Source organism: Vibrio tritonius (assembly GCF_001547935.1).
GTDB classification, from domain to species: Bacteria; Pseudomonadota; Gammaproteobacteria; order Enterobacterales; family Vibrionaceae; genus Vibrio; species Vibrio tritonius.
The window spans coordinates 625,279-650,631 of record NZ_AP014636.1 but is presented as its reverse complement, the minus strand read 5'-3'; the positions used below and the strand labels follow the sequence as shown (position 1 = coordinate 650,631).

Here is a 25,353-nt window from a genome sequence, read left to right as displayed (position 1 = left end):
ATTTTGTCCGTTGCTTACCTAAAATCGCTAACGCTTTGTATGCTCGCGACCTTTTATGAATGCTCTTGTTGTCCTTTCTATAATAAGAGCAAGTGCCATACCAATTCATAAACTTATGTAAAATATGATTTTTTAAATTTACTCCATCATTAAAACCAACAAATTGTTCGTTTCACGACATCAGTCGTCATCGTCGTCATCGTCCTCGTCGGGACGCCAAATTAACGGACGATAAATCTCAACTCGGTCGCCTTCTTTAAGCGCTGCATCAAGGCTAGATACTTTGCCGAACACACCTACTTTTTGCTGTTGTAAATTGATATCTGGAAATACGTCTAAGATATTGGAAAGGTGTATGGCACTGAGAGCCGTAGCGTCATCGTCCACGTCAACAGGCAACCACACTTGCTCTTTGGGTAAGGCATACACAACCGATACTTTCATCACGCCTCTCCTTTTGCCAAGCCAGATTGTCGCGTGAGGCTGGCTTGCCTCACCGCTTCCAGTTTCTGTTTTAGAGCTAACCCCAGCCCCAGCATAAGGAATCCACCCGGAGGCAAAATGATCAATAACAACCCTCGATAATCAGGAATAATGGTGGTTTCGAGAAACGAAAAATGTGGCCCTAGTAGTAAACTAGCGTTGGTGAAAAGCGTTCCGCTGCCGATGATTTCGCGCACTCCACCCAGCACCATCAACACCCACGTAAACCCAACGCCCATAAACACACCATCAGCGATAGAGGGAATTACCTTAGAACGGCTCGCAAAAGATTCCACTCGGCCCAAGATGGCACAGTTGGTCACAATAAGAGGCACAAAAAGCCCCAAAACTTTGTGCAGTTGATGCAAATAGGCGTTGAGTAGGGCATCGGTGAGGGTGACTAAAGTTGCAATAATGATGACATTCACCGGAATACGCACTGCTTTACTGATGATGCCTTTCGCTAACGAGTTAATCACGTTAGACGCAACCATCACCACCATGGTTGCTAAGCCCAGCCCCAAGCCATTGGTCGCACTGCTGGTAACTGCCAGTAATGGACAAAGTGCCAGCGACTGCTTGAGCACGATATTGTTATCCCACAACCCATTTTTCATGATGGATGAATAGCTTGGTTCACTCATTGTTCGCCTCCTGCGCCGCTTGTGCCGCTTGTGCTGCTTGTTGGTCTTGCTGTAGCGCGAGCAGCGCAAGGTGAATCCCTTTCACCACCGCGCGCGGCGTAATCGTAGCGCCACTGAATTGATCAAATGTACCACCATCTTTTTTTACGCCCCATTTTGGCGTATTCGCTAATGAATGATGGTCAAACCCCAATACCCACTGACTTTTCGCCAGCTCAATCTTGTCTCCCAGCCCCGGAGTTTCGGTGTGGCTAACAATGCGCACACCAATGATTTCACCGTGCATGTTCACGCCCATTAAATATTGAATTGGGCCGCTGTACCCATCTTCACTGCCCTGCACCACCCAATCGATCACCTTGCCTGTCTGGTCTTTAACAGGAAAGAGTTGATAGGTTTGGTTTTGATACTCAACGCTGTGGCCATCGGCAAACACATCATTAGCGTATTGCACGCTACCAAGTACCTGCTGCAACAAGGTGTTTTGATCTTCTCGAATGCGTTGCTCAATGACCGGCTTGGTCACAATTTCTGCGCCAACCAGAAGCAGCGTGGCTAATGCACAGGTTGCCGCCAACAAACCACTTTGGTAGCTCACTTTGTCCTTCCACTGATCCAGTTGCGCCATCATGATTTTTTCTCCTTCAAACTACGGCTGCCATACACCGCGGGGCGCATATAATGGTCAATCAGAGGGCTGGCGGCATTCATCATTAACACCGCAAAAGCGACGCCTTCGGGATAGCTGCCATAGGTACGAATCAGCCACACCAAAAGCCCACAGCCTGCGCCGTAAACCAACTGGCCGCGCACACTGGTCGGCGAGGTAACCAAGTCGGTGGCGATATAAAAAGCCCCTAACATCGCACCGCCACTAAACCATTCGGTCCAAAAAGGCAGATAACGCACAGAATCAAAGGTGTGAGCAATGAGCGCTGGAACACCTAACCCGAGAAAGAAGGAAAGGGGGATAGCCCAGTGAATAATGCGCCGATAGAGTAAATACAACCCGCCTATCAGAATGAATAACGCACTGGTTTCCCCTAAACTGCCCCCTTGTTGACCAAAAAATGTATTCCACAGCTCAATGGGTAATTGACGTTCACTACTGAGCGCAGTGGCAGACGTAATGCCATCAAAATGCAACCAATTAGCCGGTACGTCTACCATGCCTGAAGTGAACTGAATTGGCGTTGGATCAGCCCACTGTGTCATTTCTACTGGGAAGCAGATAAGCAGCATCACCCTTGCTAACATGGCAGGATTAAACAAGTTTTGTCCTAAACCACCGTAGATTTGTTTGCCTAACACCACTGCGAAAATTGCCCCGACCACAGTCAAACCGAGCGGAAATGAAGGCGGCAAACTCATGGCTAACAACACGCCCGTTAATAGCGCCGAACCATCCATACACGCGATGGACGATTTTTTCATCAGCCGTAAGCAAACCCATTCACTTAACACTGCAGCTAACGCACTGATCAGCAGCACATACAAACTGTTAAGGCCAAATTGATACACGCCAAACAGCATGGCGGGTAACAGTGTTAGTAGTACGGTATACATGATACGAACACTGGAATTAGCGTTGTGCGCAAATGGCCCCAATACTACGTCGTATTTAATCATCCTTGATTCTCCTCAGAGAGGCTGGTTTCCTTTTTAGCCACAGGCTGACGAACTGGGCGAGCCGGTCTTGCTGGCCGAGCAGGCCTTGACGGGCGGCTGGTTGCCTCAGTTTTTGCGGTATCTTTGGTTTGCGCGGTATCTTTGGTTTGCGCGGTATCTTTGACTTGCGCGGTATGTTTAACTTGTACTTTCGCTTCGTTAGCCTTGGTATCCATGGATAAAGCAGCAGCACTTTGGCGAGCGGGCCTGCCGGGGCGAGCCGGACGCGCAGGCTTACCACTCGCGCCTGTCGCATCGGTTTTAGCTGCGGCGCTTGTATCGGCTTTGGCTGAGGCTCTTGCCGGCCGTTTGGCTTGTTTTTGTGCCAATTTCGCCAATGCCTCTTGCTCCATACGCTCACGTTTGGCTTCGGTTAAGCGTTTCGCTTGTTGCGATTTGCGCTCTTTTTGCCAATTGGAGCTAATCACCCCTTTAGCGTGCATAAAATACTGCACCAAGGGAATGGAAGAAGGACACACATAACTACACGCGCCACATGAAAGGCAGTTACGCACACCAAGCTCTTCTGCCCTCTTAAAATCAGAGACTTTGGTATACGCTGCCATTTGAAATGGCATCAAACTCATCGGGCACGCCCGCACACATTGGCCGCAACGAATGCACTGCTGGTGTTGATATTCACTGATGATCTCTTCTTCGGTGAGCGCCAGTAAACCACCCACCATTTTGTCGAGTGGTACTTCTAACGAAGAGACAATCTGCCCCATCATTGGCCCACCTAGAACCAAACGTTCAGTGCTTTCACTGACGCCGCCACAATAGTTGAGCAAATCTTGTACCCGAGTTCCTAATGGCACTTCCACATTGCGTGGTTCACCAATGCCCTTACCTGATACCGTGACAATACGGCTCACTAAGGGGCGTTGAAAACGCACAGCGTGATAGACCGAGCGAGCCGTGGCGATGTTATTCACTACCACACCAATGTGCGACGAACGCCTGCCGAGCGGTACTTCTTTACCAATTAACGTCTTAATAAGCTGTTTGGCAGAACCCATCGGATAGATGCTCGGCACACGGCGAATCTCAATACTTGGTTCTTCACTGGCTGCATCTGCCATTTCGTAATAAGCCTGTGGTTTGTTGTCTTCAATCCCCACTATCACCTTGCTGGCACCACTGGCTTGTTGCATTAATTTAATGCCACCAATCACCTCAGCGGCGTGCGACTGCATAGTGACATCATCACTGGTTAGGTAAGGTTCGCACTCACCGCCATTGATGATCAAAGTGTCCACTTTTGCCATCAGGGCCGATTTGAGTTTTTGGGCGGTAGGAAAGCCCGCCCCACCTAAACCAACAATGCCAGCCGCTTGAATACGCTCAATAATCACCTCTGGATCTAACTGGTGAAATGCACCCATTGGCGCTGGCGTGCCCCAACGGCGATCTTCATTGGCCCTTATCACTATGGTATCGGCGATAATTTTGGCTGGATGCGCGGTAATATGGGGCACGATATTGATCACTATCCCATTCACTGGGGAATGAATAGGCGCGATGCGGTCACTGCGACCTTTAGCGAGCAACTGACCGCGAACCACTCGTTCACCCACCTTAACTAACGGTGTCAATGCCACACCATCACGCTGTTGCAATGGCAGGTAAACATGGCTGGGCCAAAAATGGCGATCAATCGGTTTATCCGTGGTTAACGATTTAAACGTCTTTGGATGTACCCCACCCGAAAATCCATGAGAAAACAGCTTAAACATATCCCTCTCCTATGCCGCTACGCTCGATGTGGGTTTTGGCCAATACCAATGTTTGGCATCTGGAATCAGCTCTTCCATCGTCAAACAATGTTGCGGACAACTTTCACTGCACAACTGACACCCCGTGCACACATCTTTGATCACGGTGTGCAACTGCTTAGGCGCACCAACAATCGCATCAAACGGACACGCTTTTACGCAGCGATGACAGCCTGAACACTGTGCCTCTTCAATCACCGCCACTAGCTCTTTTTGCTCATCACTGATCTCAATCGCCACGCCCAAAATGTCTGCCATAGTGGCAGCAAGCACTGAGCCACCAGGAGGGCAACAATCGGGATGCAGTTCACCACTCACGATTTTTTCTGCCGCTTGCCGACACCCCGCTTCACCACATTGGCCACATTGCCCACCAGGCAGTAAGCCCTCGATTTGATCCACCAGCGGGTTACTTTCTACCTTGAAGAAGGTTGCCGCCATCCCCAATAATGCCCCAAGGGCTGCGCCTAAAATGACGAAAAACAACAATGCAGACATCAACATAGCCAACTCCTACGCCATTCCGGAAAAGCCCATAAAGGCCATTGATAGGAAACCCGCAGTGATAAACGCAATGGGGGAGCCTTTAAATGCAGCGGGAATGTCACTCAACGCCAACTGACTTCGCAGCCCAGCAAACAGCGTAATCACAATCAGAAAACCGGTGGCAGAGCCAACACTGAACATCAAGGTGTCGATAAAGCTGAGATTGTCTTGCACCGCAAGCAGTGCCACGCCAAACACGGCGCAGTTAGTGGTGATCAGCGGTAAGTAGACCCCAAGAGCCTGATATAACGCAGGAAAGGCTTTTTTAACGTACAACTCGGTAAATTGCACCACCGCGGCAATCACCAAGATAAACGCAATAATGCGCATGAATTCCAACCCTAATGGGCGCAAAATAGCGAACTCGATCATCCATGTAGAAAGTGTCGCTAAGGTTAAGACAAAGGTGGTCGCGACCCCCATACCAACCGCGCTACTGATCTTGCTAGAGACTCCCATAAAAGGGCATAACCCAAGAAACTTTGCCAGAACCACGTTGTTCACAAAGGCGGCGCTGAGCAAAATAATCAATCCATCTGACATAACTCTGTCCCTAAAAAATCCGTTTCCCAACCTTGGTGCATAGCCTATGCCACGCTCCTCATAGTGCACCACCATGAGGCCTTAACCCCTTATGGCTCCTAGATTTGATGATTTAGAAACGGAAAAAGGACACACATCGACCTTTGTTACAAAGCCGACAAACTGAAAAGAAAAAGTGGAATTTGTCTCATATCAAACAAGCGTTAAATTTTGTTCTTTTCCACCAGCCCAATAAAAACAATAGTTTTGTTGTGGAATAAGAAATGCATGACACTTGTTTCTTATACCGTTTCTATTGCTAAGGAAGGCACTTATGGGACAAGTCGAAACGCGATTGCAAGATTCAATGCCGCCGATGTTTGAGCCGCAGGCATTTTCCCAAATCGTCTCTAATGCGCCAATAGCGATCAGCATTACCGACGACAACGGCACCATTTTATACGTCAACCAAATGTTTTCAGATATCACAGGCTATTGCCCCGAGGAGCTAATTGGACGAAATTCCTCACTGCTTTCTTATAAAGCTACGCCAAAACAAGTGTACGAAAACCTCTGGCACACCATTAACTCAGGGCAGCATTGGCAAGGGCAACTGGTTAATCGCAAAAAAAGCGGCGAACCCTATATTGCCGAAATCTCCATCTCTCGGTTTCGAGATACCCAAGGTCAGCACTGCTTTTACGCCATTCATAAAGACATAACCGAGAAACACCAACTGCTGACCGACTTAAAAAATCAGTCAGTGATGTTTGAAGCGGTGCTCAACGCGACTCCAATTGCCATCGCCATGGTGGATAACAATCACCAATTACTGTTCAGTAACGCCAAATACGACAAAATTGGACAAAGCATTGGCCAGCCACCGATGCAGGCGTTAGTCGATAGCCTAAATGAAGATTATGGCATCAACACCCTATCCGATTTTATGGCGCAAAAAGACCACCGCTATAAAGGGGTGCACATTGAAAATTCTGGCGCGGTGCGCGAACGCTGGTTCGATTTCGCTTTAGTACGCATTCCGGTTTCCGACACCACCGCCGACACCTACTTTCAGCCGCAAGATGCGTTTTATACCGTGATTGCCATTACTGAGCGAACGCGGGAAAAACTGCTAGTTGAAGAACGCCGCATCAACTCCGTAAAGCTAATGACGCGCGACAACAAATACGTTCATGCAATGCAAGAGGCGTTAATGGCAACGCTGCATCAGCTGCAAGGGCCGTTTAATATGATTGATTCCGCGATGAACATTCTTAAACGCACCAGCCCTTCATGCCCTGGACTGATTGCCATGGATGAAGCGATGGAAACCGCGCTGCACGCCATGCAAGATATCAAACAAGCGATCCCCGAGCGCAACAGCGAAGCGTTTCAACCGGTCAATATCAACCAAGTGATCCGCGATGCCACAGCGATCTGTACCGATGAGTTGCTGCTCTCATCGACTAAGCTTGAACTGATTTTGTCGCCGCGTTTAGGTTCCATTAACGGTATGCCCCATCGGCTTATTTTGGCGCTTAAACAGTTAATTGATAACGCTATCGATGCCATTCAAGCCGCCAAGCGTAATGAACGAACTATTCGCCTCACCACTTTTGAAGAGAATGGGGAAATCAATATTTTGGTGGAAGACAGCGGCGGTGGCATTGTGCCGAATTTGCGCCTCAAGGTGTTTCAGCCATTTTTTAGCACCAAACCCAAACACCAAACGGGCTGTCGTGGTATTGGGTTGTCGATCGTACAACAGGTACTCAATGAGCACTCAGCCACGATTTCCATCGACCAGAGTGTTCAACTAAAAGGTGCCTTGATCTGTTTGACATTTCCTTGCTCTGAATGGTGATTTGCTATGACTGAAGAACTATCCCTTATGGATTTAGAACGTCAGTTACTGGCCGCCATGTACCGGATTGCCAGTGTACTGAACAACAGCCTAAACTACGTAGAGTCGGCCGACAAAGTGCTGAAACTACTACACGATGATTGTCGCCTCAAATGTGGGCTGCTCACGCTACTCGACCCCGATCAACAATCACTCACCATCAAAGCGGTTCACTCGCCAATGCCCAATGATGCTACCGAACAAAAACGGGTGCATTATAAAGTGGGCGAAGGCATTGTTGGTGAAGTGCTGCGCCAAGGCAGCTCAATCGTGATTCGTAACTTAGGCAGCGACTTACGCTTTGCCGATAAGCTCGCGCTCTACGACTACGAAAAACCGTTTATTTGTGTGCCGCTCAAAAACAGCCGCGCCACCGTGATTGGTGCGCTGTCGGCCCAGCCGCCCAATGTGGACGATCAAACACTCACCTTACTCACCAAATTTTTAGAGATGATCGCGAACCTGGTCGCGCAAAACGTCCAATTGGCATTTCAAGTTGAGAGCAAACAAAAGCAACTGGTCGATGAGCGAGATGGCTTGCGCCGTCAAGTGCGGAACAATTACAGTTTTCGTAATTTGGTGGGGCACACCAAAGTAATGCGCCAAATATTTGAGCAGATTCGCCTCGTCTCTCGTTGGGACTCCACGGTACTGCTGCGCGGCGAATCTGGAACGGGCAAAGAGTTGGTCGCCAACGCGATTCATTACAATTCGCCCCGCGCTAATAACCCCTTTATTAAGCTCAATTGCGCCGCCCTGCCCGATAACTTGCTTGAATCGGAATTGTTTGGCCATGAAAAAGGCGCTTTTACCGGTGCAGTGAAACAGCGTAAAGGTCGATTTGAATTGGCAGACAATGGCACCATTTTTCTCGATGAGATTGGGGAAACCAGCCCAGCCTTTCAAGCCAAATTGCTGCGCGTACTGCAAGAAAAAGAGTTCGAACGGGTTGGCGGCACGTCCACTCTCGCCGTTAACGTGCGTATTGTCGCCGCGACCAACCGTAACTTAGAAGAAGACGTTGCCAACGGTGAGTTTCGGGAAGATCTTTACTATCGCCTTAACGTCATGCCCATGTATTTGCCGCCCCTACGCGATCGCATCCAAGATATTCCTGAGTTGGCCGACCATATGATCAAACGCCTTAGCAAAACTCAGCAACGTAAATTGGCCCTCACCGATCCTGCCATTCGCCTCATGATGGGTTATCACTGGCCGGGTAATGTGCGCGAAATGGAAAATACTCTTGAGCGCGCTTCGGTGCTATCGGAAAACGGAGTGATAGAGCCAGAACTGATCACCTTTTCCCATATGGATACGCCAACGCCGCATAAAGTGATGCCTCAAAGCACTGCCGAAATATCTAAGCCATCACCAGCCTGCCCAGCTCATAATGGACACTCATCGGGAGTGAACAAAGATGACATGGATGAGCGGGAAATGGTGATTGATGCCCTTGAGCGTTCCGGTTGGGTGAAAGCCAAAGCGGCTCGGCTGCTGAACATGACACCACGGCAAATCGCCTATCGTATCCAAATCATGAACATCGAAATGAAACAGATGTGACTCAAGAGCATGGAAATAAAGCGGATTAAAAATGAAGTAGATACGACAAAACGGCCTGCGGGCCGTTTGTTCTATTTACGACAATTGTTCGTTTCTCCGCAATCAAAACCCAACAAAATCACGATAAATCAATAAATTAGATAAGGTACAAAGATTGCAGTCCTTTATCCATTACTTCACTGGACAGAGGTCGACATGGAAAGTCCTTCTTCATCAACGGGTTCACAGCCCATTGCCAATGACAATATTCGTCATTTTTTTAGCAAAGAGGTTCAAGACCAAATCGCGCAGCATCCTTGCTATTCTCAGCAAGCACATCAATATGCGCGCATGCATTTACCGGTCGCCCCTGCGTGTAACATTCAGTGTAACTACTGTAACCGCAAATACGATTGCAGCAACGAATCACGCCCCGGAGTCGTGTCACAAGTGATGGACACCGCACAAGCGCTGCGCCAATTTAGCGCGATAAAACGACGCGCCCCTAACCTCAGTGTGGTGGGCATTGCTGGGCCGGGTGATGCACTGGCCAATCCCCAAGTAACTTTCGCCACTCTCAAACTGATAAAACGCCAAGACCCCAGTGCGCAACTCTGTATTTCTACCAATGGCTTGGCCCTTGAAGAACATGTCGATACCTTGGTGGAGTTAGGCGTCCACCATTTAACCATCACCATCAACTGCACCGACCCAGATATTGGCGCCAAGATCTACCCTTGGATCTTCCACCAACATCGCCGTTATAAAGGTCGCGAAGCCGCCACTTTATTAATTGAACGCCAATTTGCTGGCCTAAAAAAAGCAGCGCAAGCTGGGCTGCTAGTGAAGGTCAACACGGTGCTCATTCCCGGCGTTAACGATCAGCATATCGTTGATGTCTCAGAGGCGGTAAAACAGCATGGAGCCTTGCTGCACAACATCATGCCTTTGATCTCAGATCCCGCGCACGGCACCTATTTTGGCTTATCCGGACAACGCGGCCCCACCGCTGAAGAGCTGCAACTGGCTCGCGAAGCATCCGGTGGTTTTATGCCGCAAATGACCCACTGCCAACAATGTCGCGCTGATGCTGTCGGCATGCTTGGTGACGGTGAAAGTCACTGCGGCTCAGGTCAAGAAGGTGAATCCAGCCCCTGTCACAGCAGCGATAATACCGAGCAGCCGCTCAATGACGCGTCTTTTTTATTGGCGATCGCCAGCAATGGCAGCGAGCACATTCAAACCCACTTTGGTCATGCTGCCGCTTTTGAAATTTACCAGTTTGAACCGCGCCAGCAGCAGTTTTTGTTCAAAGAAACTCGCGAAGTGGCGCTCTATTGTCATGGCAAAACCGATTGTCCTGAAGAAGAGGAAAAGAACGCCATTTTAGATGTGGTCAGTGATTGTCGTCTCTTGCTTTGCGCACGAATTGGCATTACCCCATGGCGCGAGTTGGAAAAACGCGGCGTGATACCCAATGTGGATTTCGCCTTTCAACCCATAGCTGAAGCGCTCAAAACCATCGCGCTGCAGCAAGCCGATGCCTCATTAGCGAGTAACCGTAACAACATCACCAATATGAACACTACAGAAAAAACATGGAGGAGTGCCCAATGAGTTTTTCGATTACCGAAAAGTGTGTTGGCTGTCATGCCTGTTTAATTGTGTGTCCTAATAAAGCGGTGTATCGCGACCCAGATGTGACGCGCCAATTTCGCATTCACTCACGGCGCTGTGATGAATGCGCCAATCACTTTGATGATCCTCAGTGTGCGAGCATCTGCCCAATTGAAGAAGCCATCATTGATGCTGCGCAATTACCGTTAAATCCCTTAGGCAGCTTGCAACCACAAGGGATAAGGAGTGAATGATGAGTGATGTTTTTACTCAGTATTGGTATCCAATCATTACGGCATTTCATCAAGGAAAATCAGCATTACCAGCCCATTTGGGAATAAGCTCAGATGACTATCATCAAATCACCGAATTGGTAGGATTGGTACCTATCGCGACTCACGATCTACCGCAATACGCTGCACTGCAGCTGCGCCACGAGTTGATTGGCATGCGCGATGATGAACTAAGCGAACTAACAGAACTCCTTACCGAACATCTCGACCACCACCAACCTTACGCTCAGCAAATGGCAAACGTACTCGCGAATGCCAGCATGGGCAGCCAGCACTTGTGGCGCGATTTAGGTATGCCCGAGCGACCACGCCTTAGCCAGTTGTTTCATGATTATTTTCCCACTTTGCACGCACTTAATCATCACAATATGCGCTGGAAACGTTTTTTGTATAAGCAACTTTGCGAAAGCGGTGGTGATTACGTGTGCCGCTCACCAAGTTGTGAAACGTGCACCAGCTACGAAGAGTGTTTTGGTGAAGAGAGATAGTGTCGCAATCACCATTTGTCACAATCATGACTGAATTAATCCATTAACAGTAATAATCTGAATTAATTAGTTAATTTTTAATAATGAAGGCAAATAGTGACAGTTTATGACAGGAAAATACCGAAAAGGTAGAAAAGTAGATAGGTAGATAGGTAGATAGGTAGATAGGTAGATAGGTAGATAGGTAGATAGAAAAACAAAACAATAAAAGAGCTAAAAATGAAAAAGGTCGCCGCGGCGACCTTTTTCTTATCAAGCATTCGTTAAGTAGGGATTAACGCGCAGCTTGTAGATCCACTTCTGGATCTGGTTCTTTCGTAATACGGTTACGTAGGTCACGACGAATAATTTCGATTGACCAGAACCATACTAGGTGACCAAAGATTTCAGATACGTTTTCGTACCAAGGTAGGTCGAATAGGGGTGGAGTTAGACCCATAAGAGTGAAAGAGATCCAGTGAACAAACACTTGAGCTAGGAAACCAGCTAGCAGACCTTGCCACAATTTGATTTTAGGGAACACTTCAGCAACCACACAGTAACCTACCGCGAACACGATAGAGAAGATGATGTGAGTTACGCCAACCCAGTTAAATACGTGGCCAGCAAAGGTGTATACTGCTGCGTTTGGATCAGCAAGACCAATGTAGTCACGTAGGAAAATGTATGGAGGGTTCAAGAAGTTACGTGAACAGTCGATTTGGCTAGCCGCACGAATTAGAGTTTCAGGACCACATGCTGCGTTGAACATGTCAACTGGGCTACGTGGTGGTAGTGGAACTTCGCCACCCCATTTAACGAAAGCAGAAACGATACCAGCGATTAAACCAATAAACGCTGCTAAACCGTAGCGACGACGCGCTGGGTTAGATTGTTCAAAAAGATTCATGGTTATACCCATTAAAAAGTGTTTATAAAAACGGTAATGAGAATCCTAACACATTCAGTTGCATAAAATACGATTTAGATCAAAACAGATGTGTATAAATTATTAATGGATGATAATAAATATAAACATTGAGCAAAAAGTAAACAAGTTTCTGATTTTAGTTAAAAAGACTAACTTTATTACTGAACTTAGCAGCTTGTATAAGCAAATACTTTTTTAGCATTGTCACATATCTAAATCATACTGCATTCTAATTGTAACAGAATGCTACACCATATTTATTCGATCCTCTTTTTTTGTTATGTTATAACATCTTTAACATAATTAAGAAGTATGAATCCCTGTGCAGCCAATTGATTCAAGCCGTTCAATACTGACCCTTGATAACCTATCCATATCCATTCAAGGACAAACCCTCGTTGACAGCATTCACCTTTCGTTATCCCAAGGCGAACGAGTGTGTCTTCTTGGAGCATCTGGGTCGGGGAAATCAATAACCGCGCAGGCCATTAACGGCACTCTTCCCCCTTACTGCAAGGTTTCTGGCTCGATTAAAGTGAATGGCTTAGATGTGGCAGGTCAGCCCGTGTTGGCTCGCCCAGCAGACGGCCGAGTCGCGACCATTTTTCAAGACACGTTCAGTGCTCTAAACCCATTAATGAGTGTTGGAAAACAGCTCGCTCTCAGTACGCATAACCGCTCCAGTCACGAGCTACATGACGTACTGACCCAAATGCACATTGATCCCACATCGGATTTATTAGCAAGATTGCCTTCTGAATTGTCTGGCGGGCAGCGTCAACGCCTTTGTATCGCTTTAGCCTTGTTAAGTGGTGCCAATGTATTGGTGGCGGATGAGCCGACCACGGCGCTTGATGTTTTGAGTCAAAAACAGGTGATTGATCTGCTAAAGCAGTGTTGCGGTCTACAGCATCTTTGCGCTCACGATGAGCATTTGCACGGCAGCCCACTCTCTTTGCTGTTTATTACCCACGATATCAACGTGGCCGCAGAACTGTGCGATCGCGCTATCGTCATTTATCAGGGCAAAATTGTTGAACAGGCACCAATGCAACAACTGCTTCAACAACCTCAGCACCCCTACACCCAAAGCTTGGTTCAAGCGGTCAAGAGCAGTCGTTTGACGACACTGAAGAACGCTCAACACACAGTAGAAAATCAAACATTGGATACGACAGTGACCACTGCAGCCATGAGGGCGCAAGCATGAGCACAAGCGCGCCTTTTTTAGCATTACAAAACGTCAGTTTTACACCTAACCAACAAGCCATTATTAGCGACCTTACGCTGGCATTGACGCAACATGAACGTGTTGGACTTGTTGGCGCCTCGGGTAGTGGTAAATCAACGTTGCTTAAATTGATTCTGGGTGTTAATCACCCCAACGGCGGGCAACTCACCTGCCAAGGCGAACCCATTCGAAAACGCTTTTGGCGCTCGTTAAATTGGTATCGTGAGCAGGTGCAATACATACCGCAAGATCCGCACAATGCCCTACCGCCGAGCCAAAGCGTGGCAATGGTGTTAGCTGAACCGGTAAAACGCCTAAAAAAACGTGACGTTACATTAGCCGAACTCAGTCATGCCCTAAAGCAGGTGGGGCTAACAGAAGAGACTCTACATAAAAAAGCGGGTGAACTATCTGGCGGTCAAGCCCAACGAGTTGCGCTAGCTCGCGCCTTAATGGTGAAACCCGCATTTTTGCTGGCCGATGAACCAACCAGTGGTTTGGATTTGCCCCTGCGAGAGCAGATTAAAACCCTGCTACTCGATGTGTGCCAACAAAATCACATGGGACTTTTGCTCGTCACCCATGACATGTCGATTGTATCAGGGTTATGTGAGCGTCTTTTGGTAATGAACGAGGGCGAGATTGTTGAAGATCGCCCAACCCAAGAAGTGCTGGCCTCCCCCCAGCATCCATACACTCAACAATTATTAGAGGCGGTGCCCAGCATTGAGCTGGAACCCTCTCATTTCTGGAAGCGCTAAGCGTAATTTGTAACCTTATAGGATGAAGTATCAATGAAACGATTCAAGCAGTGGCCATTGCTCAGCGTAGCCATCTCTGCCTCTTTATTGTCGGGCTGTTTTGACTCAAGCAGTGACAAACCAGCCACTCAAGCAAGCACAGTAGAAGCGACGCAAGATCGCATTAAACTGGCGATGCTATTGCCACCGCGCTCGGGGTTAACGCCGCTCAGCGATGATGCATTCAAGTTATCACGTTGGAGCACAGCCGAAACCTTGGTGATCTTAGACCAAGCAGGTAATCTGGCCCCTGCACTTGCTACAAAATGGGAACAGCTGTCACCAACTGAATGGCGTTTTGAACTGCGCTCGAATGTGCAATTTCATGATCACAGCCCATTTAATGCCCAAGCTGTGGTGAACTCACTGCAAGTGGCCTCAAAAGCGACCCCAAAACCACGTATTCTTGATGGCATGAACCTGACCATCAAAGCCGATGGCGAATACGCGGTTATCGTGACCAGCTCAAAACCCGATCCTCTGTTAGCGCAGCGTTTAACTAGCCCACAATTATCGATTTTGTCGCCAAACGCCTACCAAGAGAACGGCGTGATTAACCCAATCACAGCGGGTACCGGTCCGTTTGTGTTAACCGCAGTGAACGGCACCAGCTCTGCAACGTTAAACCGCTTTAACGATTACTGGGGTGAAAAAGCGCAAGCCTCTGGTATTGATGTGAGCTTTGTACCGGATGGTATTGCTCGCGCAGCAGCACTGCGTACCGATAGCGCCGACATTGTCGAAGCAATCCCAGTATCACAAGCACCGCTGCTTGATCCTTCTTTGGTGCATGAAGTGCCAATGCCACGTACCAATACGCTTTATCTCAACACTCGTTACGGTGTAATGAAAGATCCGGCCGTGCGTGCCGCCGTCCGCCAAGCAATTAATCGTGAACAAATCGTTAATAACGTCTATGAGAAACGTGCGGATATTGCGCAAGGTCTATTAGGTCCAGCACTACCTTGGGCGGCGAAGTTGCGCCAACCGGTTGAGCACACCATCGCACCAGCTGATCCAAAAGGCATCACGATTACACTTGCGACCTTTACCGACCGCACTGAACTGCCAGAAGTGGCCGTTTACCTCGCGCAGCAGTTAACCAAAGCGGGCTTTACCGTAAAACAAGATGTACGTGAATATTCACAAATCGAATCTGATGCGTTAGCAGGCAAATTCGATGCGTTTATTTTGTCTCGTGCAACCGTGTTGGATTCTGGTGACCCAGTCGCGTACATGTACAGCGACTTTAGCTGTAAAGGTTCGTTTAATATTGCTCAGCTTTGCCAACCTGAAATTGACCAAGCGCTGCAAGTGGCAGGCAGTTTACCTGCTGGGCTTGAACGTCAAAAAGCGATCATGGCTGCAGAGAACCTAATTTTGGCGAGCGATGCAGCGATTCCAATGTTGCACGAGCGTGTTATCCAAGGTGAATCAAAACGAGTCGTTGGCGCAATTCGCGACCCTCGTGAACGTACCTTGATTGATAGCCATACCTATATCAAAAGCGGCGAGCCATCGCTATAACCGCCAATAAACAGCAGTAAGAACCGTGTAACCATGAAACGACTTTTTATACGCCCAATCGCCGCTTGGTCTAGCCTAATTTCACTCGGGTCGCGCATCGCGACCATGGTTGGAGTGGTCATGTTAGTTGCCCTTCTACCTTGGCTATCAGGACAAGATCCCGCGCTTGCTTTGCTCCGTGCTCGCTCAGCGGAGCAAAACCCAAGTGAAGAGACACTCAATGCCATTCGTGCCTCATTAGGATTGGATCAAGGGCCTTGGGCGTTAATGACGCAGTGGTTACACGGTTTACTGCACGGAGACCCCGGCATTTCTTGGGTGTCTGGTCGCCCCGTTTTGGACGGCATGCTCAATGCTGCCAGTGTCTCTCTGACACTGATGGGACTTGCTTTTTGTGGCGCGGTGATTATTGCACTAACACTTGCACTTCCGACCATTCGTTATGGGCTGCGCGGTCAAGCACACCGTAGCCAAGGGGTAGTTGCGGTCATGTTCACAGCACTACCCGAGTTTTTGCTTGCTTCGGTATTGCTGCTTATCGGTGCAGTATGGTTACGTTGGTTTCCGCCATTTGGTTGGAAAGGATTTCACTATGCGGTGTTACCTGCGCTGTCGATGGCGATTCCGGCTGGTGGTTATTTAGGTCGCTTACTCTCCGATACCATTGCGCAAGTGTTCACTGAATCTTGGGTTGCGACTTGGAGCGTGGCTGGTATTAGTCGCCGCCACATTACTTTTGCCGTGCTTAAACGAGCACTCGCCACCATTCTTCCTTTGGTTGGTTTAGTGGTGGTGTCACTTACTGGTGGCGCGATTGCGGTAGAAAAAGTGTTTGCTATTCCTGGCATTGGCCGAGCCACCCTTGGCGCCGCCATTGCTAAAGATGTACCGACATTACAATTGGGTATTTTGCTGATTTTGTCACTCGCCTTTGGCGTCGGTATTCTAGTTAACATCATTAAAGCGCTGATTCTAGGTCGTGCACTGCGCCAAGGGGCATTGCCGCAACCGAAGGAAAGTAGCATCCAAGTGACCGGCGCAGCACGATACATTCCTTGGTTTTGTCTTGGGTTACTGGTGGTGATAATTGTGTTTGGTTTACCGCGCGACCCTTTTGCCATCGAACATATGCGCCTGGCCCCTCCCTCATTTGCACTGCCGTTTGGTGCCGATTCTATGGGACGCGACATTCTCGCGCGTGTCGCTCATGGCAGTTTTTATACCTGTTTTCTCGCTATATTAATCGCTCTAATTTGTTTGGTGATTGGTTTTGTTGTCGGCCAGTTCCCTCGCCTTATGGCGGGACCAATTGAGATTGCCAATGCGCTGCCGCCGGTGATCACTGGGTTATTGATTGTGGCAATTTATGGTGCCGGAATCTGGGGCGCAAGTTTGGCGGTGGTTTTGGTGAGTTGGGCGCCCATCGCCGCGCACGCTGCCTCTCTAACCACAGAAGTAAAAGCACGCACTTACATGCAGATGCTCCCGCTGATTGGGGTCGGCCCAGTGAGACGTAATCTGTTCTACTTACTTCCAGCGGTATTTAAGCCACTACTACGCCACGCCATGTTACGTGTACCGGGCATTGCCCTTGCCCTCGCTTCACTCGGTTTCCTTGGTTTAGGAGCCATGCCACCTAGCCCAGAATGGGGCCGCATCCTTTCCGAAGGTATGCCCTACATAGAACGCAGCTATTGGGTAGTGCTAGCACCGGCATCATCATTGATCCTGCTATCGATTCTCGCCGTCAGCGCCAGCAGCGTTTGGAGCAGCGAGCGGTAAGTGAAATACTCGATCCAGTTTTTCACGCTCGATCCGGTCCTCCCTCTAAAGAACAAGGGGGCCAGATCGAGATCGCTACGACCATTACGCCCGAGCCGAGAATAAAGCTCACTGAAAAATCAAATAAAGCCAATAAATTACTGCGCGCTCGAGCCGGTCCTCCCTCTAAAGAACAAGGGGGCCAGATCGAGATCGCTACGACCATTGCGCCCGAGCCGATATTAAAGCTCACTGAAAAATGAAATAGAGCCAATAAATTTCCGCGCGCTCGATCCGGTCCTCCCCCCTTGGTTTTAAGGGGGGAGTTAGAGGGGGGATCATGCGCAGGAGCCCGCATTCCCACCATAACCAACTGAATTAAAGGAAATTTATCTAAATCACTTTGGTCTATTTCCAGTCTCACCAAATAACTTTCCGGTGTTTTTTATAGTGGTTTAGCGTCCAAGCCTAAAAATGTAAAAATTGCCAAGTAAAATTGAGAAAAACACAGCGAATACATTAACTTACGCGCGCGCTAGCTCCCTCCCCAGCCCTCCCTCTAAAGAAGGAGGGGGCCAGATCGAGATCGCTACGACCATTACGCCCAAACCGATATTAAAGCTCACTAAAAAATGAAATAGAGCCAATAAATTACTGCGCGCTCGAGCCGGTCCTCCCCCCTTGGTTTTAAGGGGGGAGTTAGAGGGGGGATCACTGCGCTGAAGTCAAAATTCACACATAACCAATTGAATTTAATTACTTTATTCTAATTTAAGAGAGAGAATTTTAAAAAGGACACACGTTTTTATTTTGTTGTAAAAACAGCATTTAATCGTGTGTACCCATTCACCATAACTAACTTAATAATCAATAACTTAAAAAGGCTTTGGTATCGCTATTCTATTCTACATTTGGTATAAATTCAGTTAATGTATTCATTTCGTTTATGCTCATTGTCAAGGAGGTACCATGAAGTTATTCTCGATAATTTCCCTAGGTCTGCTAGCAGGGTGCAGTCATTTGTCCAATCATAGTAATGAACCATGGTCACGTGATTTTGTCGGAATGGAAAACGGCCAACTGCTTTACCTTGGAAATATTTCTCAAAAACATAACAAGGCTTTATTTGAAGCATTTAATAATGTTAGCGATAAGCCCAACAGACTGGTTGTTTCAAGCCTTGGTGGTGATGTTGAAGCCGGTCTGGAGCTTGGGAATTGGATTCAAAAAAACAAGATGGATGTAGAAGTGCTGCGTCTCTGTGCTTCTTCTTGCGCTGATTATGTTCTGACCACTGGCAATCACAAATATCTTCACAAAGATTCCATCCTTCTATGGCACGGCAGTGCATGGCAGCAGCATTGGGAGGTGGACGATGACTTACAAGAATCATTCAACCAGTCCATTAGCGCGTTGCGAAAAAAGGAATCCGCCTTCTTTGCTCGTATTAAAGTCGATAACCTCATCACGGTTTATGGCCAACTTGAGCGGCAGAAACACCCAAAGGATTTCACCGATAATCAACTCCAAGGATACGACTATTCTTTGGCAGACATGCAGCGCTTTGGGCTAACCAACATCGTATTACTCGATAAAGAATGGGATTGGCGACGATATAGCCCTGCTCAACAACATATGGTCAAACGTCTAAAACTTGGCAGTGACTATCAGTTCACGTTAAATCGGTTTTGAATCAATCTCTAGCGTATACCGTTCTTTGATTAAAGGAATAATCAACCCTATGGCAAACAATACTGACATCTGGCAACAGTATTACGCGAAAGCGTTAGCCACCCCGCACCTAAAGCGCACCGAGTTTGCGGTGAAACTCAATCAATCACCAACCAAAGTGGCGATTGATTGTGGTTGTGGCACGGGAAGTGATATGGACTATTTACACCAGCAAGCCTATCAAGTCTATGGATTTGACACTCACCCAGACGCGGTAGAGATATGTCGCCAACGTTTTGAAAATTGTTCGTTGGTAGAAGTTTCGCAGGACACTTTCGAAAACTACGATTATCCACGATGCGGAATCTTGATGGCGAATAGCTCGCTCTATTTTACCAATCCCGAGGAATTTTCCCAAACATGGCAAAAAATCGTTGCAGCACTGGATGTTGGCGGTGTATTCGTTGGAGATTTTATGGGAAGCAAAGACAGTTGGGCGAACGGTCATCACTGCCCCACAACTCCACTCAGCGAAGCGCAAGTAAGAGCACTGTTTGTCGATTTTGACATCATTCGTTTTGTCGAGCGTGATGAACCGGGTGTGACTGCGCTAGGGAACAATAAACACTGGCATACTTTTTCCGTCGTGGCGGTAAAATCATAAATGACAAAGAGCTTGTTGATATTACAAATAACGTAGTTCGCCAGATTTTTTAAGATTAAAATAAAAATCAATAAAAACAATATATTAAATAACTTCCGTGCGCGCGAGCTCCCTCCCCAGCCCTCCCTCTAAAGAAGGAGGGGGCCAGATCGAGATCGCTACGACCATTACGCCCGAGCCGAGAATAAAGCTCACTGAAAAAGCAAATAAAGCCAATAAATTACTGCGCACTCGATACGGTCCTCCCTCTAAAGAACAAGGGAGCCAGCTCGAGATCGCTACGACCATTACGCCCAAGCCGAGAATAAAGCTCACTGAAAAATAAAATAAAGCCAATAAATTGCCGCGCGCTCGATACGGTCCTCCCTCTAAAGAACAAGGGGGCCAGATCGAGATCGCTACGACCATTGCGCCCGAGCCGATATTAAAGCTCACTGAAAAATGAAATAAAGCCAATAAATTGCTGCGCGCTCGATCCAGTCCTCCCTCTAAAAAACCAAGGGGGCTAGATCGAGATCGCTACGACCATTACGCCCAAGCCGATATTAAAGCTAACTGAAAAATCAAATAGAGCCTATAAATTGCTGCGCGCTCGATACGGTCCTCCCCCCTTGGCTTTAAGGGGGGAGTTAGAGGGGGGATCACTGCGCTGAAGTCAAAATTCACACATAACCAATTGAATTTAATTACTTTATTCTACTTTTGGAAGAACACGGGCTTATACAAAGCCGCTTGTACAGCGGCTTTAACCTTTAAAAATCGTAACCGAATTGAATACGCATAGTACGCTCTGCGCCATACCAGCAGTTGGCATTATCGTAACAGGAATAGTATTCCTCGTTAGTTAAGTTAGTGGCACTAACCTCTACCGACATGCCTTTCCAGTTGCTACTCAGTTCACCTAACTCGTAACGAGCCATCATATCCATCAAGGTGTAACTTGGTACTTTACCTTGATCGTTGTTAGCATTCATGAACATCGAGCCGACATAACGCCCACCCAATCCGACTTGCGCACCTGATAATCCCAGTTGGTTGAGCTGAAAATGAGCCCACAAGGTTGCGCTGTGCTTTGGTACGTAAATCGGCGTTGTCCCTTTCAGCCCATTGTCGCTGTCTTTTGTTACCTCAACATCAGAGTAGGTATAACTACCATCAAGTTGCAATTCAGGTGTTACGTTCCAATTAGCTTGTGTCTCAATCCCTTGAGAGCGAACTTCGCCCACTTGAATATCATCTTGATAATTAGCAGAAGAAGGGTCCGTGACCACGACGTTACTTTTAATGATGCGATACCCAGATACCGTTCCGCTAAACTCACCAGAAACCGACTGATATTTAACGCCTACTTCTACTTGGTTGCCCTTTTCTGGATCAAAAGGCTCACCAAATTTCGAATCCACCCCAGCGACAGGAGAAAAACTGGTCGCGTAGTTAACGAATGGCGAAATCCCATTATCAAATTGATATAAAGCTCCTATACGGTAAGAAATAGCATGACTATCAGCTTCGGTCTCATAACCACTCACTTCACTGCTACTTTGATAATGGTCCCAGCGTAAGCCGGCAATAAACACCCAGTCATTCCACAGCATTTGGTCTTGCCAGTATCCGCCTAACTGCTTAACTTTTATCTGATAGTCATACTCAGAAGCAACTGCTAGGTCACTTGTGTTCAATAAGTTATTGTTGGGGCTAAATAGGTTAAAGGCAGAAAAGGCTGAACTCATACCGCTGTATTCACGATAATCCGACTCGCCAGAAAGATGCTGGTAGTCCAAGCCAAATAAAACATTGTGTTCTGCTTTGCCCCAATTAGTAACCAATGAAAGTTGGTTGTCGACCGTATACCCTTTTGAATCCTCATCTGTACTGTAAACGTTACGATTTAGAGTACCTGTCGATGCATCAAAGCCACTAGCGGTATGGTAAGTGTTCTTTTGATTTAAGCTCGCCTTCATAAAACGGAAGTTCTGTAAAAATTGCCAATCATTACCAAAATCGTGGTCAAATTGGTAACCCGCCATAAACACATTGCGCTTAAACTGACTCCAATTTTTGTCGCCGACCGACGTTGATGGAGAGGTTCCACCAGCCGAGGAGTGATAAACCGTGCCTGATGCGGGCATGGCAGAGTTCATTCCCATGTTAGGGTCACGTTGATAATAGAGATTCAAGTTGAGATTGGTTGCCTCACCTAAATGCCAATCGATAGAAGGAGCGATTAAATAACGTTCTTCTTCTGTATTATCGACCTGACCATCTTGCTTACGAGCTAAAGCAATGACGCGATAATCAACAGGGCTATCTGCCCACTGTCCTGTTGTGTCTATCGACGCTTGACGCAAATTGCGCGAACCTCCACTCACCTTAACCTGTGTATGATGATCTTTTTGTGGTTTTTTCGCGATGATATTAACCATACCACCAGGAGGCATCGCCCCATATAAGACAGAAGTTGGGCCTTTAAACACTTCCACCTGTTGTATCATAATAGGGTCAATCTGAGGCTGTAAATTCCAGCCTTTTAGATATTGCAGCACCAAGCCATCATAATAACTTTGGTCAACCTGAAAACCTCTAATGTAGAAGTTATCATACATAGTTACCGAGCCACCTTTCGTTTCAGTAACGACCCCAGGTGCGTAACGAAGCGCTTGACCAAGAGACGTTGCACCCCTTGCTTCAATAGACTTTCCCGTAAGAACCGAGATAGCTTGTGGTGTTTCATCCGGAGCTAACGATGTTTTTGTTGCTGTGTTACGGTAATTCTGACCAAGAACGGTCATTGTCTCTTGTGGTTGCTCTGATGCTTGTACAGTAAAAAATGGTAAGCCAGCAAAAGCAGTAACCATACAAACTCTAGGTAACATTCTGAATTGATATGAGTGTAACATTATTGCCCTTTTAATAATGAGAACGAATCTCATTTAATTTTATCGAGTTATCGAAAGGCAAAACTAACAATTTGGTGCATCTTTCCCTGTTAAACAGCCCTGGTTCCTTCAACGCTACGGCTAGGTATTCTATTTCCAACAAAAAGTTACCATTGAATCGGTAACCAATATTCCATTACCGCATCACCTGCTGTCGGTTCAAAATCTGCTGGATAACGCTCCAGTTCGATCCCATCCACTCCCCGATACCCCGATTGCGGCAGCCAATCGAAAATAAACCACTCAACACTCAGTGATAAATCAGAAATCGGTCCTTCGTGTTTCAAAACAGCATAAGTTTGCTTAGGCACTTGAATATGACTAAAGCCTTCAGGGAAATCAAAAATTTCATCCTCTTCATGCCTCTGCCCACTTGCCATTGCCCAGTAATGCAGATTATTTCCTTCGCCACCACTTGCCCTAACATCAATAAGCCCCATATTGTTGCAAGATTTATCAAAACCTCCGAGGTCATCTAACGTTTGCCACAAACTAGGAACAACATGAGCAAAATCGGGCTGTTCTGATAGCAACCCATTGATCTCGCCTTGCACGCCAAACGCGTTAAAGGTGGGCAGTGTTTCAATTCGAACATCCTTTAGTTTGAAGCGTTTGGAAATAGTATGGTTAGACTGCACCAACACCAGAGGTTGGAGCACTCCGGTAAGTGCTCCTTTCTGTCGATATACCTTAGGCGTCACGGAAAAGTGCTGCTTAAATGCACGTGTAAAAGAAATCTCAGAATTAAAACCTGTGGCTAAAGCTATATCGATTATCCGCTCTCGACTATTAAGCAGCAATTGAGCCGCCTGACTAAGCTTAAGTTGGCGAATATAACTCGCAACAGTAAATCCGGTTTCGTGTTGAAATACTCGTTGTAATTGCCAACGTGACCAACAACTTTTCTCAGCCAAAAGCTCAAGAGATAAAGGCTCTTGAATATTGCGATGAATATATTCCAGTAATTGACAGATTCGAGTAAGTGATGGCATTGGTAAATTCTTAACGATTAACAGTGGGTATTTTCGCACAAAACATAAGTAAACGAGAAGTGTTATCATTAATAATATAAATTTATCACGCCGTAATGTGACGACTCACTTAACAGATTTAACGAGGACACACGCCTTTGTGTCACGCCTTTGTGTCATTACAATTAGTGTAGCCAGCTAAATGTTCAAAACCTAAATAAAAACCATTAAAAACAATATATTAAATAGACACCGTGCGCGCTAGCTCCCTCCCAGCCCTCCCTCTAAAGAAGGAGGGGGCCAGACCGAGATCGCTACGACCATTACGCCCAAGCCGATATTAAAGCTCACTGAAAAATCAAATAAAGCCAATAAATTACCGCGCTCAATCCGGTCGTCCCTCTAAAGAACAAAGGGGCCAGATCGAGAGCGCTACGACCATTACGCCCAAGCCGATATTAAAGCTCACTGAAAAATCAAATAAAGCCAATAAATTACCGCTCGCTCAAATCGTGACTAGGCGTTAGAGCGCTAAATTTTGACTGAGCTGTTTGGCGACTTGCAAAAGCTGCGTCTTGGTGTGTTCGATATCGGCAATATGGTGATGCACCGTATTCGAATTCAAGGTCATATATGGGACAGTAATTACCGCCATCACATCTCCTAGCACGCCAAATATTGGGGCGGTAATATTGGTTACACCTGATATTTGTGGACTTTCACCAATGTAGTAGCCCTGCTCAATCGTTTTGGCTATATGACTTGTGGCATGAGCAACTTCTTCGACGGTAGAGCGAGATTTTTTCAAGATCTCTTTGCGTTGTTTCTCCTCACTAAAGCTCAACAGCACAATGCCAGAGCCAGATGAACAGATATCGATTTTAGAGCCTAGACGTAAGCTAAATCCCATTTTGTAAGGACTCTCTTGGCGTGCAATCACCAAAAGCTCACCATTTTTATAACTGCATAAATGGCACGACTGATTCACTTTATGGCACAGCTCTTCCATTAACGGATTAGCCCGTTTAAGCAACTGAGCAATGGGTGGATGCTGGTTTGAAAGCGCGAACATTTTTAACGTCAGTGAGTAGCATGAGGTTTCACTATCACACTCAATGTATTGTTTTTCCATCAACACAGAGAGCATACGAAATATTTCATTAATGCTGCGATTGAGCTTTTCAGCGATCTGCTTTTTCGATAAAGGTTCTGACTGTTCTGCCAACAATTCGAGGATTTCTAGCCCTTTCTCTAACGCCGGTGCGCGATATTCTGTTTTTTTATTACTTTCCATAGAGTTTCTTACTTAACACGAACCGCCTAAGAGTACTACAAGGCAAACGCGGCATCTATTCATGCCGCGCTTGTTTACACAGTGAGTAAAGAGAAATAAGTGTT

22 protein-coding genes are annotated in these 25,353 nt (G+C 47.1%); 11 read left to right on the top strand and 11 right to left on the bottom strand.

What is annotated here, in order from left to right; genetic code table 11:
* Positions 1-180 precede the first annotated feature (180 nt).
* Genes JCM16456_RS18120 through rsxA form a run of 7 tightly spaced genes read right to left on the bottom strand, consistent with a single transcriptional unit; the run spans position 181 to position 5,659 of the window.
* On the bottom strand, positions 181-444 hold the full coding sequence (locus JCM16456_RS18120; RefSeq protein WP_068717135.1) for an RnfH family protein: 264 nt from the start codon (positions 442-444) through the stop codon (positions 181-183).
* The gene (locus JCM16456_RS18115; protein ID WP_068717133.1) at positions 444-1,127 is read right to left on the bottom strand and encodes an electron transport complex subunit E; all 684 of its coding nucleotides are present in this window, start codon (positions 1,125-1,127) and stop codon (positions 444-446) included. Before JCM16456_RS18115 ends, JCM16456_RS18120 begins: the two co-directional genes overlap by 1 nt.
* Positions 1,120-1,758: an RnfABCDGE type electron transport complex subunit G gene (locus JCM16456_RS18110; protein ID WP_068717131.1), complete on the bottom strand. Its 639-nt coding sequence runs from the start codon at positions 1,756-1,758 to the stop codon at positions 1,120-1,122. The genes JCM16456_RS18115 and JCM16456_RS18110 overlap by 8 nt, the downstream gene beginning before the upstream one ends.
* Positions 1,755-2,756, bottom strand: coding sequence for an RnfABCDGE type electron transport complex subunit D (locus JCM16456_RS18105; protein ID WP_068717129.1), 1,002 nt, complete (start codon positions 2,754-2,756; stop codon positions 1,755-1,757). Before JCM16456_RS18105 ends, JCM16456_RS18110 begins: the two co-directional genes overlap by 4 nt.
* The gene (gene rsxC, locus JCM16456_RS18100; RefSeq protein ID WP_082712371.1) at positions 2,753-4,531 is read right to left on the bottom strand and encodes an electron transport complex subunit RsxC; all 1,779 of its coding nucleotides are present in this window, start codon (positions 4,529-4,531) and stop codon (positions 2,753-2,755) included. Before rsxC ends, JCM16456_RS18105 begins: the two co-directional genes overlap by 4 nt.
* A gap of 9 nt (positions 4,532-4,540) precedes the next feature.
* Positions 4,541-5,074 carry an RnfABCDGE type electron transport complex subunit B gene (locus JCM16456_RS18095; RefSeq protein WP_068717127.1) on the bottom strand — a complete coding sequence of 178 codons (534 nt, stop codon included), beginning with the start codon at positions 5,072-5,074 and terminating at the stop codon, positions 4,541-4,543.
* A 9-nt stretch (positions 5,075-5,083) separates the two neighbouring features.
* Positions 5,084-5,659 carry an electron transport complex subunit RsxA gene (gene rsxA / locus JCM16456_RS18090; RefSeq protein ID WP_068717125.1) on the bottom strand — a complete coding sequence of 192 codons (576 nt, stop codon included), beginning with the start codon at positions 5,657-5,659 and terminating at the stop codon, positions 5,084-5,086.
* 313 nt (positions 5,660-5,972) lie between these two features.
* Here rsxA and nifL point away from each other — a divergent pair, with 313 nt between their 5' ends.
* From nifL to JCM16456_RS18065, 5 genes are all read left to right on the top strand, one after another.
* Complete coding sequence (nifL, locus tag JCM16456_RS18085) at positions 5,973-7,502, top strand: nitrogen fixation negative regulator NifL (RefSeq protein WP_068717123.1); 1,530 nt, start codon at positions 5,973-5,975, stop codon at positions 7,500-7,502.
* A gap of 6 nt (positions 7,503-7,508) precedes the next feature.
* A complete protein-coding gene (gene nifA / locus JCM16456_RS18080; RefSeq protein ID WP_068717121.1) occupies positions 7,509-9,107 on the top strand; it encodes a nif-specific transcriptional activator NifA in 1,599 nt (532 codons plus the stop codon).
* A 195-nt stretch (positions 9,108-9,302) separates the two neighbouring features.
* Positions 9,303-10,703, top strand: coding sequence for a nitrogenase cofactor biosynthesis protein NifB (gene nifB, locus JCM16456_RS18075; RefSeq protein WP_082712370.1), 1,401 nt, complete (start codon positions 9,303-9,305; stop codon positions 10,701-10,703).
* Positions 10,700-10,957, top strand: coding sequence for a 4Fe-4S dicluster domain-containing protein (locus JCM16456_RS18070; protein WP_068717120.1), 258 nt, complete (start codon positions 10,700-10,702; stop codon positions 10,955-10,957). The genes nifB and JCM16456_RS18070 overlap by 4 nt, the downstream gene beginning before the upstream one ends.
* Positions 10,954-11,484 (top strand): nitrogen fixation protein NifQ, encoded by a 531-nt coding sequence (locus JCM16456_RS18065; RefSeq protein WP_068717118.1) that lies wholly within the window; start codon positions 10,954-10,956, stop codon positions 11,482-11,484. The genes JCM16456_RS18070 and JCM16456_RS18065 overlap by 4 nt, the downstream gene beginning before the upstream one ends.
* Before the next feature lie 274 nt (positions 11,485-11,758).
* Here the strand turns inward: JCM16456_RS18065 and JCM16456_RS18060 are convergent, their stop codons facing one another.
* Complete coding sequence (locus tag JCM16456_RS18060; RefSeq protein WP_068719033.1) at positions 11,759-12,373, bottom strand: YagU family protein; 615 nt, start codon at positions 12,371-12,373, stop codon at positions 11,759-11,761.
* Positions 12,374-12,716: 343 nt separating this feature from the next.
* On the opposite strand from JCM16456_RS18060, the gene JCM16456_RS18055 reads away from it, so the two are divergent.
* The 6 genes from JCM16456_RS18055 (at position 12,717) to JCM16456_RS18025 (ending at position 20,048) form a co-directional block, all read left to right on the top strand.
* The gene (locus tag JCM16456_RS18055; RefSeq protein WP_156430591.1) at positions 12,717-13,604 is read left to right on the top strand and encodes an ATP-binding cassette domain-containing protein; all 888 of its coding nucleotides are present in this window, start codon (positions 12,717-12,719) and stop codon (positions 13,602-13,604) included.
* Positions 13,601-14,386 (top strand): ABC transporter ATP-binding protein, encoded by a 786-nt coding sequence (locus JCM16456_RS18050; RefSeq protein ID WP_068717116.1) that lies wholly within the window; start codon positions 13,601-13,603, stop codon positions 14,384-14,386. Before JCM16456_RS18055 ends, JCM16456_RS18050 begins: the two co-directional genes overlap by 4 nt.
* A 33-nt stretch (positions 14,387-14,419) precedes the next feature.
* Positions 14,420-15,952, top strand: a complete 1,533-nt coding sequence (locus JCM16456_RS18045) for an ABC transporter substrate-binding protein (RefSeq protein ID WP_068717114.1) — start codon at positions 14,420-14,422, stop codon at positions 15,950-15,952.
* 33 nt (positions 15,953-15,985) lie between these two features.
* The gene (locus JCM16456_RS18040; RefSeq protein ID WP_068717112.1) at positions 15,986-17,734 is read left to right on the top strand and encodes an ABC transporter permease subunit; all 1,749 of its coding nucleotides are present in this window, start codon (positions 15,986-15,988) and stop codon (positions 17,732-17,734) included.
* Between the two features lie 948 nt (positions 17,735-18,682).
* Entirely contained in the window at positions 18,683-19,405 is a 723-nt protein-coding gene (locus JCM16456_RS18030) for a hypothetical protein (RefSeq protein ID WP_068717108.1), read from the top strand.
* Between the two features lie 49 nt (positions 19,406-19,454).
* Positions 19,455-20,048 carry a class I SAM-dependent methyltransferase gene (locus tag JCM16456_RS18025; protein ID WP_068717106.1) on the top strand — a complete coding sequence of 198 codons (594 nt, stop codon included), beginning with the start codon at positions 19,455-19,457 and terminating at the stop codon, positions 20,046-20,048.
* A gap of 752 nt (positions 20,049-20,800) precedes the next feature.
* Here the strand turns inward: JCM16456_RS18025 and JCM16456_RS18020 are convergent.
* From JCM16456_RS18020 to JCM16456_RS18010, 3 genes are all read right to left on the bottom strand, one after another.
* A complete protein-coding gene (locus tag JCM16456_RS18020; protein ID WP_231894474.1) occupies positions 20,801-22,903 on the bottom strand; it encodes a TonB-dependent siderophore receptor in 2,103 nt (700 codons plus the stop codon).
* Positions 22,904-23,091: 188 nt separating this feature from the next.
* Entirely contained in the window at positions 23,092-23,976 is an 885-nt protein-coding gene (locus JCM16456_RS18015; RefSeq protein ID WP_068717102.1) for an AraC family transcriptional regulator, read from the bottom strand.
* A 502-nt stretch (positions 23,977-24,478) separates the two neighbouring features.
* Positions 24,479-25,249 carry an IclR family transcriptional regulator gene (locus JCM16456_RS18010; protein ID WP_068717100.1) on the bottom strand — a complete coding sequence of 257 codons (771 nt, stop codon included), beginning with the start codon at positions 25,247-25,249 and terminating at the stop codon, positions 24,479-24,481.
* Between the last annotated feature and the right edge of the window lie 104 nt (positions 25,250-25,353).

Coding starts and splice junctions, on each gene's coding strand:
- JCM16456_RS18120 (WP_068717135.1), bottom strand. CDS start 444: ATGAAAGTATCGGTTGTGTATGCCTTACCCAAAGAGCAAGTGTGGTTG.
- JCM16456_RS18115 (WP_068717133.1), bottom strand. CDS start 1,127: ATGAGTGAACCAAGCTATTCATCCATCATGAAAAATGGGTTGTGGGAT.
- JCM16456_RS18110 (WP_068717131.1), bottom strand. CDS start 1,758: ATGATGGCGCAACTGGATCAGTGGAAGGACAAAGTGAGCTACCAAAGT.
- JCM16456_RS18105 (WP_068717129.1), bottom strand. CDS start 2,756: ATGATTAAATACGACGTAGTATTGGGGCCATTTGCGCACAACGCTAAT.
- rsxC (WP_082712371.1), bottom strand. CDS start 4,531: ATGTTTAAGCTGTTTTCTCATGGATTTTCGGGTGGGGTACATCCAAAG.
- JCM16456_RS18095 (WP_068717127.1), bottom strand. CDS start 5,074: ATGTTGATGTCTGCATTGTTGTTTTTCGTCATTTTAGGCGCAGCCCTT.
- rsxA (WP_068717125.1), bottom strand. CDS start 5,659: ATGTCAGATGGATTGATTATTTTGCTCAGCGCCGCCTTTGTGAACAAC.
- nifL (WP_068717123.1), top strand. CDS start 5,973: ATGGGACAAGTCGAAACGCGATTGCAAGATTCAATGCCGCCGATGTTT.
- nifA (WP_068717121.1), top strand. CDS start 7,509: ATGACTGAAGAACTATCCCTTATGGATTTAGAACGTCAGTTACTGGCC.
- nifB (WP_082712370.1), top strand. CDS start 9,303: ATGGAAAGTCCTTCTTCATCAACGGGTTCACAGCCCATTGCCAATGAC.
- JCM16456_RS18070 (WP_068717120.1), top strand. CDS start 10,700: ATGAGTTTTTCGATTACCGAAAAGTGTGTTGGCTGTCATGCCTGTTTA.
- JCM16456_RS18065 (WP_068717118.1), top strand. CDS start 10,954: ATGATGAGTGATGTTTTTACTCAGTATTGGTATCCAATCATTACGGCA.
- JCM16456_RS18060 (WP_068719033.1), bottom strand. CDS start 12,373: ATGAATCTTTTTGAACAATCTAACCCAGCGCGTCGTCGCTACGGTTTA.
- JCM16456_RS18050 (WP_068717116.1), top strand. CDS start 13,601: ATGAGCACAAGCGCGCCTTTTTTAGCATTACAAAACGTCAGTTTTACA.
- JCM16456_RS18045 (WP_068717114.1), top strand. CDS start 14,420: ATGAAACGATTCAAGCAGTGGCCATTGCTCAGCGTAGCCATCTCTGCC.
- JCM16456_RS18040 (WP_068717112.1), top strand. CDS start 15,986: ATGAAACGACTTTTTATACGCCCAATCGCCGCTTGGTCTAGCCTAATT.
- JCM16456_RS18030 (WP_068717108.1), top strand. CDS start 18,683: ATGAAGTTATTCTCGATAATTTCCCTAGGTCTGCTAGCAGGGTGCAGT.
- JCM16456_RS18025 (WP_068717106.1), top strand. CDS start 19,455: ATGGCAAACAATACTGACATCTGGCAACAGTATTACGCGAAAGCGTTA.
- JCM16456_RS18020 (WP_231894474.1), bottom strand. CDS start 22,903: ATGGTTACTGCTTTTGCTGGCTTACCATTTTTTACTGTACAAGCATCA.
- JCM16456_RS18015 (WP_068717102.1), bottom strand. CDS start 23,976: ATGCCATCACTTACTCGAATCTGTCAATTACTGGAATATATTCATCGC.
- JCM16456_RS18010 (WP_068717100.1), bottom strand. CDS start 25,249: ATGGAAAGTAATAAAAAAACAGAATATCGCGCACCGGCGTTAGAGAAA.